Origin of the sequence: Pseudomonas sp. CFSAN084952 (genome assembly GCF_009648855.1) — a bacterium.
Classification (GTDB): domain Bacteria; phylum Pseudomonadota; class Gammaproteobacteria; order Pseudomonadales; family Pseudomonadaceae; genus Aquipseudomonas; species Aquipseudomonas paracarnis.
In genome coordinates this window covers 1362138-1377819 of sequence record NZ_CP045767.1, presented here as the reverse complement: position 1 = coordinate 1377819, position 15682 = coordinate 1362138, and the positions used below count along the sequence as shown (strand labels likewise).

Here is a 15682-nt window from a genome sequence, read left to right as displayed (position 1 = left end):
GCAGTAACTGAAACATCCCACACCACTGCCGGATAAGCTCTACTCCTCACCCCGGCAAACCTCTGCAAAGTCCCTCGCCTGATCAAACAGTGCGAGGGAATGCAGATGGTTTTTTTCGTGACGCGTGCGGTTGACGGGGCCGCCACTTGAACCCGGCCATTGGCAGGCTGGCGCTGACGCCAATGAACGTGGAAACGGTCGACGTCGAGGGCGTCTTCCGTGACTTTCGCGATTGCTTGAACACCTTTGACGATTGGGCCAAAAGCTTTTGGAGCTTCTCCGCGCTGGACGTCGAACAGGTGTTCAAGGTCGGGGATGACGTCGCGCTGGTTGCCCCGATCAATCGCTCCCTGTTTCCCAGCAGCACCGTCGCCACCTGCCAGGCCACGGGTACCTTGACCCTGGTGCATATGTTCCAGAGCACGAGGTTCGTACCCATCGGCAACACCCCGGTGATCGTGCAACGCGTTGATCCAAACGGCGGCCCGCTGGGCGAGCCCCTCCACAAGACCATCGGCCCGAGTGGCATCCTCGAAGTCACCGAGTGTGATCGCAACCAGCAATACCGGGTGAGTTTCTACCCCAACGTTTCCCAGGATCACCTCAAAGCACTGTATGCGTCCTACCAGTCAGTGATCGCAGCGTTGGAAGCCCGGCTGCGCAAAGAGTGGACCGACACCTTCCAGGCCCAGTGGAAAAATTATGCAGACGCCCGCCCGCTTGAGCGGCGCCGCTTGCTGGAAGCGGCTTTTGCCAGTGGGTTAGGCAAAGCGCTTTACAGCCTGTGGGACAACATTGGCGAGCTGTCTGCGCTGCTGGCGGACCTCAAGCCCAACAGCGAAAAACTGCTGCAATACCTTTCTCAAACCGAGCTCGATGAACTGCTGACACTGGGCAGTGATGCGATAGCCCAAGGCTTGTTGGTGCTCAGTGATGAGCCGCTGCTGTTTATCTACCTGTCGGCGCTGGTCAGCTGGATGCGCATGCTCCCGCCACCGGAGATGGCTGAACTGTGGGGTGAGATTACCGGTGAGGTGCTGATCAATCTGCTGCTGATTCGCGTGTTGGGTGCGATGGGCGTGATGGTGCGATTGGGGGCTCGTGTGCTCAGTCACGTCAAATCCGGGCGGGCGCGGGCGTTGTTGGAATTGCTGGCCAAGCAAGTAGTGGGGCCTCGGCTGGAAACCCATGTGGAGGCCGCCAAGCCGGTGTTGCTGAGCAGTGCGGCGACGCCGATTAAGACGGTGCCGGCTGTGCCGTTGAAGGCGGGCGACACGCTGGTTTCGAACCCGGTGCCGATGGTGCGCGACAAGACCCAGCGCACGACGTTGGTCCGTCAGGAGCCTGTCGATGATGTGCCAACTGTGGCGTCGAATCCGAAGGGCGATGCGGCGGCGCCTGCGGATAAAACAGTCACTCACGGCTGCCCGGTGTCGATGGTCACCGGCGAGGAATTGCTCACCCTCACCGACGGCGCGCTGGACGGGATTTTGCCGTTTGAGTGGACACGGCTGTATCGCACTAGCGCGGTGGAGGTCGATTGTGGGCTGGGGTTGGGTTGGAGCCATGCGCTGGCTCATCGGCTGGTGGTGTCGGGCGATTCGGTGGTGTGGACCGATCATGAGAACCGCCATACGCAGTTTCCATTGCCCAGCGACTCTCGGCCCGCAATCACCAATAGCCTGGCGGAAGCGGCGATCTATTTGGGTTCGGCGCCTGACGAGTTGGTGCTGGCCCAAGCGTCACGGTTCTATCACTTTCGCGACGGTGTACTGACTGCGATCAGCGATGCGTATGACAACCGTCTACGCATTTGCCGTGATCGTTCCGGGCGGATTGAGCGGCTGGATAACGGCGCGGGTCGCTCGTTGCTGTTGCGTTATGAGCTGGATCGCATCGTTGCGGTGGACTACCAAGTACATCGTGCCAAAGGGCGAGAGCCCTACGTGTGGGAGACCGAGCAGAACCTTGTTTCCTACGCCTATGACGAAGACGGACGACTGGTTTGCGCGACCAATGCTGTCGGGGAAAGCGAGCGTTATCGGTACGACGATCAGCACGTCATTCTCGAGCGGCAGTTGGCCGGAGGCGCGAGTTTCTATTGGGAATGGGAACACGCTGGCAAGGCGGCGCGCTGCGTCCGGCATTGGGCAAGTTTTTCGCAGATGGACACGCGTTACGCCTGGGGGGATGACGGGCGTGTCACGGTGCATAACGCCGATGGTAGCCAGGAAGTGTATGTCCATGATCAGCGGGCGCGGCTGGTACAGAGGATTGATCCGGATGGTGCCACGCATTTCAAATCCTACGACGACCAGGGCCGGCTGACCGTCGAGCAAGACCCGATGGGCGCGGTGACGGCCTATCAATATGACGACGCCGGACGCTTGGTGGCGCTGTTTCCGGGGGAGGATGAGCCGACATCCTACGAGCATGACAATGGGTTCGTACGAGTTGTGCGCCGTGGTGAGGCGGTCTGGAAATATGAGCGTAATGAGCAAGGCGATGTAACGCGTAGGGCCGATCCCGATGGTGAGGTTACTGACTACAGCTACAACAAACAGGGACAACTGACCGGTGTTTGGTATCCCGACAGCAGTTGCCATCGGCTGGTGTGGAACGAGCGTGGGCAGTTGCTTGAAGAGCAATTGCCCAACGGCGGGATCAAGCGTTATCGCTATGACGATCTAGGCCGGCAGATTGCGCGTGAGGATGAGCATGGGGCTCAAACTCAATATCAATGGGATGCCGTCGGGCGTCTGCTAAAGCTGATCGAGCCCGGTGGTGGTTGTAGGGAATTCAGCTACAACCCCTACGGCAAAATCATCGCCGAACGCGACGAACTCGGCCACGTCACCCGCTATGAATACGCCGACGGCCTGCACCTGATCAGCCGCCGCCTCAACGCCGACGGCACCCAGATCAAGTACCGCTACGACAACACTCGGCTGCTGCTCACCGAGATCGAAAACGAAGCCGGCGAAACCTACCAACTCGACTACCACCTCAATGGCCTGATCCGCCAGGAAACCGGCTTCGACGGCCAGCGCACCGCCTATGCCTACGACCTCAACGGCCACCTGCTGGAGAAGACCGAATACGGCGACGATAACAGTCAGCTAATCACCCGTTACGAGCGCGACCACGCCGGACGCCTCGTCCGAAAAATCCTGCCCGATGCCAGCATTGTCGACTATGCCTACGACCGCCAAGGCAACCTCCTCAGCGTCGAAGACGGCCACTGGGCGTTGGCCTACGAATACGACCGCCAAAACCGCCTCACCGCCGAACACCAAGGCTGGGGCACCCTGCGCTACGGCTACGACGCCTGCGGGCAGCTTAAAACCTTGTGCCTGCCGGACAACAACCGCGTCACCTTCAACCACGACAAAGGCGGCCACCTCGCCACGGTCGAACTCAACGGTGAAGTACTCACCTCACATCTGTTCAAGAGCGGCCGCGAACACCAGCGCCAGCAAGGCCAACTGCTCAGCCACTACCACTACGATGACCAGAGCCGCCTACACGCCCATGCGGTAACCCAACAGCAAAACCATTTTTACCAACGCCAATACGACTACGACAAATCCGGCAACCTCACCCGCCTGCTCGACACCCGCAAAGGCGAACACCGCTACCACTACGACCCCCTCGCCCGCCTGACCCGCGCCGACCACTCCCAAGACGTACAGGAACGCTTCGGCCACAACCCCGCCGGCAACCTGCTGATGCAAGACCGCCCCGGCCCGGACATCGTTGCGGCCAACCGCCTGATGATCCAGGGCGACCGTCATTACGACTACGACGCCTTCGGCAACCTCATCCGCGAACGACGCGGTAAAGGCCAGCAAGTTGTCACTGAGTACCGCTACGACTCCCAGCATCGGTTGGTCGGGGTTACAACGCCCAACGGCCAAACCGCCAGCTATCGCTACGATCCATTTGGGCGGCGCATCAGCAAGACCGTGGATGACATAACCACAGAGTTTTTCTGGCAAGGCGACAAGCTAATTGCCGAACACCATGCAGAACGCCATCGCAGCTACCTCTACGAACCCGGCAGCTTCCGCCCATTGGCACTATTGGACGGTTTCGGCCCAAAAGAAACCAAGCCCTACCACTACCAACTCGACCACCTCGGCACCCCGCAAGAACTGACCAGCCCCGAAGGCGAAATCGTCTGGTCCGCCCACTACCGCGCCTACGGCCAGATCGCCCGGCTCGACGTAGGCAACATCGACAACCCGCTGCGCTTCCAGGGTCAGTATTTCGATGCGGAAAGCGGCCTGCACTACAACCGCCATCGCTACTACAATCCGGATATTGGTCGTTACCTGACGCCGGACCCGGTGAAGTTGGCGGGGGGGATCAATGGGTACCGGTATGTGCCCAATCCGACAGGTTGGGTAGACCCGCTGGGACTTAGCTGTAAAAAAACAAGCTGCCCTGAAGGGCCGTATAGCGTAATCGTTCCAGGAGGAGGTTTAGCCGCACATGAGGCGGCAGGAGGACATCTAATGCAAAAGCATGTCGGTAGAACTGATCAACAGCTGCTTGACCGCTTGAGACAGGAACCACATATCCCGGCAGCCTCTACGTTTCATGATCGCGCAACAGCTGAACTCGCCGTTTCAAAGGTATTGGATAACAATCAAGACAAAATCAAAGACTTCCTAGAAGGAAACAACCAGCAGATAGTCATCACTCAACTATCCCCAGAGCCAATCGGCACAAGTTTCAAAAAGAACACTACGACACCTGTACCCGGAAAAGAAATTTACTTAATTATTCGCAGAGACCAAAAAATGCATACTGGATATCGAATTCACACAGGGTTTCCAAACCCATGAATAAAGACTACCCCGAGCTGCAGCAATTTCTTGCTGGATACTTCAATCAAGATTGGGTTGATGATCACAAAAGCGCAAACGACGTAATTGATTTTTTTATTTCGGAGTCGCCTGAAGATACGATAAAAATAGTGCTATCAGAGCTAGAAAAACTAATATCAGCCAAAAAAACAGAGCAAGATCTTCAAGACTTTTTACTCTCTGATATCGGCTGTTATTACTATTACCCTAATGAATGGAGTGATGGGCAAACGTGGTTAAACCATGTTACCTTAACATTAAAAAACGCCATTAAATAATTTCCTGGCCGAGATACGGGGCTGCTAGGCAGCCCCACGCGAGCAAGCTCGCTCGCCACCGGTGTACTCAGCTCCTTTAGATCCCCGCCACCGCCAAATCCATCGCAAAATACGTAAATATCAAATCCGCCCCCGCCCGCTTGATCGACCCCAACGTCTCGCGCACCACTCGATCCTCATCAATCGCCCCGGCCTGTGCGCCGAACTTGATCATCGCGTACTCACCGCTCACCTGGTACGCCGCCACCGGCAGGCGCGAGGCTTCGCGGATGTCGCGGATGATGTCGAGGTAGGCACCGGCAGGCTTGACCATCAGCGCATCAGCGCCTTCCTGTTCGTCCAGCAGCGATTCGCGCACGGCTTCACGGCGGTTCATCGGGTTCATCTGGTAGCTTTTGCGGTCGCCCTTGAGCGCGCTGCCGCCGGCTTCTCGGAAGGGGCCGTAGAGGGCCGAGGCGAATTTGGTGGAGTAGGCCATGATCGGAATGTGGGTGAAGCCGGCGTCATCCAGCGCGCGGCGGATGGCCTGGACCTGGCCGTCCATCGCCGCTGACGGGGCGATCACGTCGGCGCCGGCGCGGGCGGCGGCCACGGCTTGTTTGCCGAGGTTGACCAGGGTCGCGTCGTTGTCGACATGGGCACCGTGCATCACGCCGCAGTGACCGTGGTCGGTGTATTCGCAGAAGCAGGTGTCGGACATCACGATCATTTCCGGCACGGCGTCCTTGATGATCGAGGACATGCGCGAAACCAGGCCGCGTTCTTTCCACGTGTCGCTGCCGCTGGCGTCGAGGTGGTGGGACACACCGAAGGTCATCACCGACTTGATGCCGGCGCGGGCGTAACGCTCGATCTCACCGGCGAGTTTTTTCTCAGGAATGCGCAACACACCCGGCATGCTGGTGATGGGCACGAAGTCGTCGATTTCTTCTTCGACGAAAATCGGCAGTACCAAGTCGTTGAGGGTGAATTCGCTTTCCTGGAACAGGCCACGCAATTCCGGGGAGCGGCGCAGGCGACGTGGACGGGCTTGGGGGAACTGGCTGGTCATGGCAATCCTGAAAAATGGCTGAACACTTTGGGGCGAAAGCTTATGCCCCCAAGTCCCGGCAACACAAATGCCGAGGGGCCAATAGTGTATTGCCGGGTGCGTAACAATTCATTGATCTAAAGCTGTAGACGCCCTTCGATGCACAACGCTACGGCGCCGCCCACCCAGATTTCATCGCCCTGGCGCTCGATATGAATACGCCCCGCTCGCCCAATCGCCGTGCCTTGGCTGACCACGTAACGGCTGGGCGCCAGGCCCTCGGCGAGCAGCCATTGGGCCACGCCGGCATTCAAGCTGCCGGTGGCCGGGTCTTCGGCGGCGCCATCGCCAGCGACAAAAGCGCGCACTTCAAAGTGCGCGTCCACCGCATCACGCGTCGGATCACAGGGGGCGATCACCCCTACGGCCAGACCCAGCAGTTGCGCATAGTCCGGTTGCAACGCAAGCACCGCGTCACGATCAGCCAGCATCACCGCCAGCCAACCCGCACCATTGTCGACCCACTGGCTGCGCACAATCGCCTCGGGCGCCAGCTTCAAAGCCAGGCGCACGCGCTCCAGCAACGGCGCCTCCACGGGCCCTGCACGCAACAATGGCGGCGCGATAAACGCCAGTTGGTCACCCTGGCGACGAATACGCACCAAGCCGATTTCGCACTCCTGGATAATCTCCTCCCCACGTGGCACGCCGCCAGCCTGCAACCAGGCGTGGCAACTGCCCAAGGTCGGATGCCCGGCGAACGGCAGCTCTTTGAGGGTGGTGAAGATTCTTACCCGATAGTCAGCACGTGGGTCGCGCGGCGTCAGTAAAAACGTGGTTTCGCTGAGGTTGGTCCAATTGGCAAAGTCCGCCATCTGCTGGTCGGTGAAGCTATCGGCCCCGAGCACCACGGCCAAGGGGTTGCCTTTGAGCGGCACGCTGCTGAATACATCCAGTTGTTGAAAATCGAAAGTCGACATGCTTCAGCTCGGAATGTTCAGGCCACGGATCACCGCAGGACGTGCGACAAAGCCGTCCAGCGCGCGCAGTACGTTAGGGAAATCGGTGATGCCTACCAGGTCACCGGACTCGTAGAACCCGATCAGGTTGCGAACCCACGGAAAGGTCGCAATGTCGGCGATGCTGTACTCGTCGCCCATGATCCAGGTGCGGCCCAACAGGCGCTTTTCGAGCACGCCCAGCAAGCGCCGCGATTCGGCGGCGTAGCGATCACGCGGGCGCTTGTCCTCATAAGCCTTGCCGGCGAATTTGTTGAAGAACCCCAGTTGGCCAAACATCGGGCCAATGCCGCCCATCTGGAACATCAACCATTGCAGGGTTTCATAGCGGGTGGCCGGGTCTTCGGAAAGCAACTGGCTGGTCTTTTCCGCCAGGTAAACGAGGATCGCGCCGGATTCGAACAGTGCCAGCGGCTGCCCGCTCGGGCCGTTGGGGTCGATAATCGCAGGGATCTTGTTGTTGGGGTTCAGGGACAGGAACTCGGGAGACAATTGGTCCTGGGTGTCGAAGCTGACCTTGTGCGCCTCGTAAGGCAGGCCCAGTTCTTCGAGCATGATCGACACCTTGACGCCGTTGGGCGTGGGTAGCGAATACAGCTGCAGGCGTTCTGGGTGCTGGGCGGGCCATTTGCTATTGATCGGGAAAGCGGCGAGTGCGTTCATCGAGAACCCCCTGGTCGGAAAGCACCATCATAGTCATCTGCCTGCCGCCGTGCATGGGTCATCGTTGCGCAACATTTGCCGGCTAGTATCCCGCGTGGGCGAACCAAAGCGCCCGAATGCACTCTTAAAGAGCGCCCGAACAATGAATGGAGGCTGCTTGCTATATCGACAGGGAACACCGCAGGACGCTGATGCGTCACTGGGGCCGGGCTTGTCCGCCTTAACCCGACGCACGAAGACTCGAACCTATCATGAAGATCAAGCCTCTGCGCCTTGTGCCACGACTCAAACGTTATTCCTACATGGTATTGCCGCTGCTGCTGGTCAGCGCTGCTATCGTCACCGCCCTGGACGCCCGTGAAAGCCGTGCGCAACCGGTCGATGGCGTGCAAACCCTGGTATTCCTGCGCCATGGTGAAAAACCCGCCGGTGGCCTGGGCCAACTCAATTGCCAGGGCCTGAACCGCGCCATGAACCTGGCGACCCTGTTGCCGGAAAAGTTCGGCAAAGCCAACTATGTGTTCGCTGCCAACCCGACGCGCAACGTCGAGGAAGGCGAACTGGATAACTCCTACAGCTACATTCGCCCACTGATCACCATCAGCCCCAGCGCGATCAAGCTCGGCCTGCCGGTGAATATCGAGTTCTCAGCGAATGACACCAGTGCCCTGGCCGAAGAACTGGTCGAGGACAAGTACCGCAACGCGACCATCTACACGGCCTGGTCCCACGGTTACTTGCCGGAACTGATCAACAAAGTCGCCAGCGAAGCCGCTGGCGAAAAACACACCATTACCGATGATTGGTCTGGCAATGACTACGACTCCCTGTACGTGCTGACATTGACCTGGCACAACGGCAAGGCTTCGCTGCTCAGCCGCAACTACAAGCAAGGGCTGAATAACGGCGGGGAAAACTGCCCGGACCCGACCCAGGTCAGCGCAGATATCTGAAGCTTGGGCCGCAGGGGCGTATGATGCCGGGCTATCGACTCACCTGCGGATCCTCTCCATGTCCAACCTCGCTTCCACCCAGCCCAACCGCGGCTGGGCATTCTGGTGCAAACCTGCGCTGTTTCTCCTGGTGGCCTGCATCGGCCTCTACTATGTGAAGTGGTCGCCCTACTACCTCAAGGCGTTTGTAGCGGCCGACAACCACAGCATTGGCGCCTCGATTCTCAATGACCAGCAAAGCTCGCCCCTGGCGGCGGCGCTGGCCTATGCCCAGGTGTATTTCCTGGCCATCTGGAAAGCCGCCGTACTGGCAGTGATCCTCGGTTCATTGCTGCAGGTATTGATCCCTCGCGACTGGCTGCTGCGCCTGTTTGGCCGCGCCGGGCTGGGCTCGACCTTGCGCGGAGGGCTGTTCGCCCTGCCGGGGATGATGTGCAGCTGCTGCGCGGCCCCGGTGGCGGCGGGCATGCGCCGCCAGCAAGTGTCGGTCGGCGCGGCGCTGGCGTTCTGGATTGCCAACCCGGTATTGAACCCGGCCACACTGGTGTTCATGGGCTTTGTGCTGGGCTGGGGTTTCACCGCGCTGCGGCTGGTGGCGGGGATTGTGCTGGTGGTGGGCGTGTCCCTGGTGGCACAGCGCATTGCGCGCCCGGACCAGGTGCCGGAAGCAGCACTTGAAGCCGTTGCCGACGTCAGCACAGTGGAGTCGCAACCGTTCCTGAGCCGCTGGTTACGCACGCTGTGGCAGCTGTTCTGGAGCACTATCCCGGTTTATATCCTGGCGGTGCTGATCCTCGGCGCGGCACGGGTTTGGTTGTTTCCCCATGTGGACGGAGCGATGGCCGACAGCCTGGTGTGGCTGGTGCCGCTGGCGATTGTGGGCACGCTGTTTGTGATTCCGACAGCGGCAGAGATTCCCATCGTACAAACCATGATGGCCCTGGGCATGGGCACCGGCCCGGCCGTGGCCTTGCTGATGACCCTGCCGAGCGTGAGCCTGCCGTCGCTGTTGATGCTGCGCAAGGATTTCGATGCGCGGGTGCTGGTGACGGTGGCCGGCTTGACCATGCTGGTGGGGGTGGTGTGTGGGTTGATTGGAGCGGTAATTCTTTAGATTTTCAGTGGGGCCGATGGCCTCATCGCAGGCAAGCCAGCTCCCACCTTTGTATGTATTCACACTTCAAAAGGTGGAAGCTGGCTTGCCTGCGATGGCGTCCCAAAGGTCACCCCACCCGGGCCGCCCGCTCGCGCAAATACTCCACCACTGCACCCTGCTCCCCGGCAAACTCGATACGCGCGCCCTTGCTTTCGCGCTGGAACGCATACATCGGGTCGTAATACTCACGCAACAAGCCTTCAATCCATACCCGATGCAACTCCACTGCGCCGCTGCGTGCCTGTTCGGCCAGGGCATCCTGCAACACCGCCTGCAACCGCTGGAAACGCTCGCCGCCCAGTCGCTTGTGAATATTGGCCAGGCTTTGGGTCAGGCGCTCGGCAAATAATCGCTGGCCGGTTTCCCCAAAAACCTCAATGAACTCGGCGCACAGGTCCACCACGTAATCCTTCAGGATGCGCTCGACACGGCCCTCGACGCTGTCTTCCAGCCACACCATCGGAAACGTCTGCATGCCCTTGTGCAATGGCAGCGGCAGCGCACAGCTGCCGATCATGCGGCTCTCGTCCTCGACCACGAACTGGTCAATGCCCGTCGCGCGCTTCTTCAACAGGTCCACCGCCAGGCGGTTCTCGAAGTCGATATTGGACGGTTGCGCCGTAGCACGCTTGCCGAAGCTGGAACCGCGATGGTTGGCGTGCCCTTCCAAATCCAGCGCATTGCGCAGTTGGCCGAGCACTTCGGTCTTGCCGGTGCCGGTCATGCCGCCCAGCAGTACGAAATCACACTGGGCAGTCGCCTGCTCCAGGGTCTCCAGCAGGAAGGTGCGCATGGCCTTGTAGCCACCGCCCACGCGGGGATATTCGATGCCCGCTTCGGTTTTCAACCATTGCTGCACGATCTGCGAACGCAGGCCGCCCCGAAAGCAGTAAATGTAGCCATTGGGGTTAGCCTGGGCAAACTGCGCCCACTGTTCGATGCGCTCGGCCTTGATCGCCCCGGACACCAACTCATGCCCCAGCACGATCGCCGCTTGCTGGCCTTGCTGCTTGTAACAGGTGCCGACCCGCTGGCGCTCGTCGTCGGTCATCAGCGGCAGGTTGATCACCCCGGGGAACGCGCCCTTGGTGAATTCGACCGGCGCGCGGGTATCCATCATCGGGCGGTCGTTGAGGAAAATGTCGCGGTAATCGGTGATGTCCGTCGCCATCAAATCACCTCAACCGCGTTGGTCTGTCGCTCCAGCAGTTCACCGATAGGCTCAAGGGCCAGGCCCAGCTCGGCGGCGACGGCGTGGAACTCGGCATCACCCTCCGGGGTAACGGCGATCAGCAGGCCGCCGCTGGTCTGGGGGTCGCACAGCACGCGCTTGTGCAGTTCCTGCACACGCCCCAGCTTGCTGGCGTAGCTTTCAAAGTTGCGCAAGGTGCCACCCGGCACACAGCCCTGGTCCAGGTAATACTCCACCCCTGGCAGGCGCGGAACCTTTGCATAATCGATGCGGGCCGTCAGGCCACTGCCGTCGGCCATTTCCACCAGGTGGCCGAGCAGGCCGAAACCGGTGACATCGGTCATGGCCGTCACGCCGGCCAACTTGCCGAAACGGCTGCCCGGCTTGTTGAGAGTGCACATCCAGTCACGCGCCAGGCCGATATCCGCCTCGCGCAGCTTGCCCTTCTTCTCGGCGGTGGTGAGGATGCCGATGCCCAGGGGCTTGGTCAGGTACAGGCGGCAACCGGCGGTGGCCGTGTCGTTACGCTTCATATGGCGCTTTTGCACAATGCCGGTCACGGCCAGACCGAAGATCGGCTCCGGCGCGTCGATGGAATGCCCGCCCGCAAGCGGGATGCCCGCCGCGTCGCACACCGCCCGACCGCCACGAATCACTTCGCGGGCAATCTCCGGCGCCAGCACGTTGACCGGCCAGCCGAGAATGGCGATGGCCATCAAGGGATCGCCGCCCATGGCGTAGATATCGCTGATGGCATTGGTGGCGGCAATGCGGCCGAAGTCGAACGGGTCGTCGACAATCGGCATGAAAAAGTCCGTGGTGGACACCACGCCGCGCTCGTCGTCGATGGCGTATACCGCCGCATCGTCGCGGGAGGCATTGCCCACCCACAGGTTGGGGTCGAGGTTCTGTGCACCGCTGCCCGCAAGGATCACTTCCAGCACCTGGGGCGAAATCTTGCAACCGCAACCCGCACCGTGGCTGTACTGGGTAAGGCGAATCGGCTCGTTCATGGGGGACCTCAAGCTATCAAGTGGGCCGATTCTAGCAGACAGCAAAAGGCCGGCTGGGCTCTCGTGAACACAGCCGGCCTGTTTGTTCAGCGGTTACTGGCGCGCAGCGAGCAAACGTGCGTGCCGGTTACGCCGGGCGATGTTCAAGCATTCGATCGCCGCCGAGAAGGCCATGGCCGCATACACGTAGCCTTTTGGTACGTGGGCGCCGAAGCCTTCGGCGATCAGCGTCATGCCGATCATGATCAAGAAGCCCAGGGCCAGCATCACCACGGTCGGGTTGTCGTTGATGAACTTGGCCAACGGCTCAGCGGCCACCAGCATCACGATCACCGAGACCACCACTGCAATGATCATGATCGGCAAGTGCTCGGTCATGCCCACGGCGGTGATGATGCTGTCGATGGAGAACACCAGGTCGAGCATCAGGATCTGGCCGATGGCGGCGGCAAAACCGATGGTCACGGTGTTGCTGACAGTTGCCTTCTCTTCAGGCTCCGGGTCCATGCTGTGATGGATCTCGGTGGTTGCCTTCCACACCAGGAACAGGCCGCCGGCGATCAGGATCATGTCCTTCCACGAGAACGCCTGGCCGAACACTTCGAACACCGGTGTCGTCAATTGCACGATGAACGCGATGGTGCTCAACAGGCCCAGGCGCAATATCAACGCCATGCTGATACCAATGCGCCGCGCCTTGGCCCGGTGCTTCTCCGGCAGTTTATTGGTAAGGATCGAGATAAAGATCAGGTTATCGATGCCCAGCACGATTTCCATGACGATCAAGGTAGCCAGTGCGACCCAGGCGGTGGGGCTGGCGGCCAGTTGTAGAAGGTAATCCATAGGTCAGTCCTGACGTGGTAGTGCTGGGGAATTAGGTTTCTTTGGTGTCGGATTCAGCAGCGTTTTCGGCGTCTTTTTCCTGCTTCTCAGGGCTGATCAAGCCCTGGGTTGCTTCACTCAATGCCTGCTCGGCGGCCTTGTGGGTGTCGTCGATCGCCTGCTTGGCCGACTCGGTGGCTTTGCCTAACACCTGTTGCGCGCTTTTCTCGACTTGATCACAGCCGCTGACCCCTATCAATGAAAGCGCAAGCAACGACGCCGCGCCCAGGGAATTGAGTTTCATGATGTATTCCTCGTTAGAACCCTTGGGTCCAAGTAGTGGCCCCTCGATAGCGAGGCATTCTATGCAGGCGAACAGTTCAGTAAAATTCGTATTTTTCTCGCGTATACTTCGGTTTTTGCGAAGTGTAAGCGAGCATGCTCAATTATCGACAGCTGCATTACTTCTGGGTGGTGGCCAAGACCGGCAGCATCGTGCGCGCCTGTGAGCAGTTGAACCTCACGCCGCAGACCATCAGCGGGCAGATCAGCCTGTTGGAGCAGACCTTCGGTATTGCCCTGTTTCAGCGGGTCGGGCGCCAGCTTGAACTGACCGAAGCCGGGCGCCAGGCGCTGCCCTACGCTGAGCAGATGTTCCAGACCGGCAATGAACTGGAGGCGATGCTGCGCGCCCAGCCCGACGAACAGCAGATCCCATTCCGCGTTGGGGTGGCGGATGTGGTGCCCAAATCCATCGTGTACCGGTTGATCGCGCCGACCATGGAGTTGAGCGAACCGATCCGCATCACCTGCCGTGAAGACAAACTCGAACGTTTACTGGCCGACCTGGCGATCCAGCGCCTGGACCTGGTGATTTCCGACAGCCCCATGCCCACGCACTTGGACATCAAGGGCTACAGCCAGAAGCTGGGAGAATGCGGCATCAGTTTTTTCGCCACCCAGACGTTGGCTGACCAGCATGGGGGGGATTTCCCACAGTGTTTGCAGGGCGCACCGCTGCTGATCCCGGGCGCTGAGACCGTGGTGCGCAGCCGTTTGCAGCGCTGGTTTGCCGAACAGCAGATTCAACCCCGCATCATCGGCGAGTTCGACGACAGCGCTTTGATGCAGGCCTTCGGGCAATCCGGCAGCGGAATTTTTATCGCGCCCAGCGTGATCGCCGACGAGGTGGTGCGCCAATACGGCGTAGCGCTGATCGGCCAGACCGATGCAGTGACCGAGTCGTTTTATGCAATCTCAGTGGAGCGCAAGGTCAAGCACCCCGGCATTGTGGCAATTACCGAGGGTGCCCGGCGGGAGTTGTTTACCGCCCTGCCCTGATCGCTCAGGCATTGAGCGCCGTGGGTTTGGCGGTCATCAGCCACAGTGCGAGCAGGATCGACACCAGGATAAACCCCGAAGCGGCAAACCCCAGGCTGCCCAGGCCCAGGGTGTCGATGACATGCCCGCCCACCATCGCGCCCAGGCCAATGCCGAGGTTGGCGCCGGCGATATTCAGCGACGCGGCAAACGCCGGTGCATGGGGCGCGGCCTTCATCAAGCGCACATGGCTGACCAGGAACATCGCCGCCTGGGTCACGCCCCACACCGCCATCGCCGCGGCCAGGCCGATGGTCGAGTGAATCGCCGGCACCACCGCCACCATGCCCGCGATCATGAACCCGCAGAACACCATGGACGCAATCAACGGATGACGATCCACGGCACGTCCGCCCAGGGAGTTACCGATCAGCCCGACCGCGCCAAAGCCCATCAGGCACCAGCCCACCAGCGTGCCGTCGAACCCGGCCAGGCGCTCAAGGATATCTGCCAAGTAGGTATAGGCGGTGAACATGCCACTGAACACCAGGATCGACAGCAGGATATGCCCCTGCATCACGGGGCTGCGCAGGATCTTGAATTGCGAGCGCAAGCTGGCCTGCTGGTGCTTGGCCGGGGTAACCGGCAGGTAGACATACAGCAGCAATGCCTTGGCCAGGGCAATCACCGCGAGCACGGCGAACGCGGTGCGCCAGCCGAACATATCGGAAATCAGCGTGCCCACCGGAATACCAAATACGGTGGCGCAAACAATGCCAAAGCCGATTTTTTCAATCGCACGCCCGGCGAACTCAGGGCCGACAATGTCAACCGCCGTTTCGCTGGCCAGGGCCCAGAACACGGGCAAGCCCAGGGCTGGGATCAAACGGGCCAGGGCCATTACCCAAATATTCGGCGCCAGTGCCGCCACCGTATTGGCCGCTGCAAACATGATCAAGATGCTGATGAACAGACGCTTGCGTGGGAAGCGTGCGCAGTAGGCTGTGAGGAACGGGCCGAACGCGGCCACGGTGAACGCGAACAAGGTCACCAGCAGCCCGGCCTGGGACACACTGACGTTCAGGTCCCGAGCAATCGAGGGCAACAGGCCGACGATGACGAATTCTGTGGTCAGCACGGTAAAACCGGCGGCTGACAGCAGCAGGATAGGAAACAACATGAAAACTCCAGAAACAACGACATCAACGACAGCCCGAGGGGCCCGCTGACGGATAGGAAAGATGAGAGGGATGAAGCTTAACAGAACATGTGCGGATCTGACCAAGCCCGACTGAAACGGGTGACGGAATGCCGCAGCGAACGAGACGCGTCCTACAGCATGCTAGACTTCGCGCCTGCTTCCTA

The 15682-nt window shown here is 60.2% G+C and carries 13 protein-coding genes; 5 read left to right on the top strand and 8 right to left on the bottom strand.

Annotated elements, in window-relative coordinates; genetic code table 11:
* Positions 1-182 precede the first annotated feature (182 nt).
* Positions 183-4850 carry an RNase A-like domain-containing protein gene (locus GH769_RS06390; RefSeq protein WP_153649960.1) on the top strand — a complete coding sequence of 1556 codons (4668 nt, stop codon included), beginning with the start codon at positions 183-185 and terminating at the stop codon, positions 4848-4850.
* A complete protein-coding gene (locus tag GH769_RS06385; RefSeq protein ID WP_032903691.1) occupies positions 4847-5149 on the top strand; it encodes a contact-dependent growth inhibition system immunity protein in 303 nt (100 codons plus the stop codon). The genes GH769_RS06390 and GH769_RS06385 overlap by 4 nt, the downstream gene beginning before the upstream one ends.
* A gap of 76 nt (positions 5150-5225) precedes the next feature.
* Here the strand turns inward: GH769_RS06385 and hemB are convergent, their stop codons facing one another.
* The 3 genes from hemB to GH769_RS06370 all read right to left on the bottom strand — a co-directional run bounded on the left by hemB (position 5226) and on the right by GH769_RS06370 (position 7861).
* Entirely contained in the window at positions 5226-6200 is a 975-nt protein-coding gene (gene hemB, locus GH769_RS06380; RefSeq protein ID WP_019817510.1) for a porphobilinogen synthase, read from the bottom strand.
* A 116-nt stretch (positions 6201-6316) separates the two neighbouring features.
* Positions 6317-7159 carry a PhzF family phenazine biosynthesis protein gene (locus GH769_RS06375; RefSeq protein WP_014717964.1) on the bottom strand — a complete coding sequence of 281 codons (843 nt, stop codon included), beginning with the start codon at positions 7157-7159 and terminating at the stop codon, positions 6317-6319.
* A 3-nt stretch (positions 7160-7162) separates the two neighbouring features.
* The gene (locus tag GH769_RS06370) at positions 7163-7861 is read right to left on the bottom strand and encodes a glutathione S-transferase N-terminal domain-containing protein (protein ID WP_019817512.1); all 699 of its coding nucleotides are present in this window, start codon (positions 7859-7861) and stop codon (positions 7163-7165) included.
* Positions 7862-8112: 251 nt separating this feature from the next.
* Here GH769_RS06370 and GH769_RS06365 point away from each other — a divergent pair, with 251 nt between their 5' ends.
* Positions 8113-8814 (top strand): hypothetical protein, encoded by a 702-nt coding sequence (locus GH769_RS06365; RefSeq protein WP_019817513.1) that lies wholly within the window; start codon positions 8113-8115, stop codon positions 8812-8814.
* A gap of 58 nt (positions 8815-8872) precedes the next feature.
* Positions 8873-9928: a permease gene (locus GH769_RS06360; protein WP_032903692.1), complete on the top strand. Its 1056-nt coding sequence runs from the start codon at positions 8873-8875 to the stop codon at positions 9926-9928.
* Positions 9929-10037: 109 nt separating this feature from the next.
* Here GH769_RS06360 and mnmH read toward each other — a convergent pair whose 3' ends face one another.
* The 4 genes from mnmH to GH769_RS06340 form a co-directional block, all read right to left on the bottom strand.
* Complete coding sequence (gene mnmH, locus GH769_RS06355) at positions 10038-11141, bottom strand: tRNA 2-selenouridine(34) synthase MnmH (protein ID WP_032903694.1); 1104 nt, start codon at positions 11139-11141, stop codon at positions 10038-10040.
* Positions 11141-12175, bottom strand: coding sequence for a selenide, water dikinase SelD (gene selD / locus GH769_RS06350; RefSeq protein WP_020302053.1), 1035 nt, complete (start codon positions 12173-12175; stop codon positions 11141-11143). Before selD ends, mnmH begins: the two co-directional genes overlap by 1 nt.
* A gap of 93 nt (positions 12176-12268) precedes the next feature.
* Positions 12269-13018: a TerC family protein gene (locus GH769_RS06345; protein WP_014717958.1), complete on the bottom strand. Its 750-nt coding sequence runs from the start codon at positions 13016-13018 to the stop codon at positions 12269-12271.
* A gap of 31 nt (positions 13019-13049) precedes the next feature.
* A complete protein-coding gene (locus GH769_RS06340; RefSeq protein ID WP_014717957.1) occupies positions 13050-13301 on the bottom strand; it encodes a hypothetical protein in 252 nt (83 codons plus the stop codon).
* Positions 13302-13435: 134 nt separating this feature from the next.
* Here GH769_RS06340 and nhaR point away from each other — a divergent pair, with 134 nt between their 5' ends.
* Positions 13436-14338, top strand: a complete 903-nt coding sequence (gene nhaR / locus GH769_RS06335) for a transcriptional activator NhaR (RefSeq protein ID WP_014717956.1) — start codon at positions 13436-13438, stop codon at positions 14336-14338.
* 4 nt (positions 14339-14342) lie between these two features.
* On the opposite strand, the gene GH769_RS06330 is transcribed toward nhaR, so the two are convergent.
* Positions 14343-15497 (bottom strand): MFS transporter, encoded by a 1155-nt coding sequence (locus tag GH769_RS06330; RefSeq protein ID WP_020302054.1) that lies wholly within the window; start codon positions 15495-15497, stop codon positions 14343-14345.
* Positions 15498-15682 lie beyond the last annotated feature (185 nt).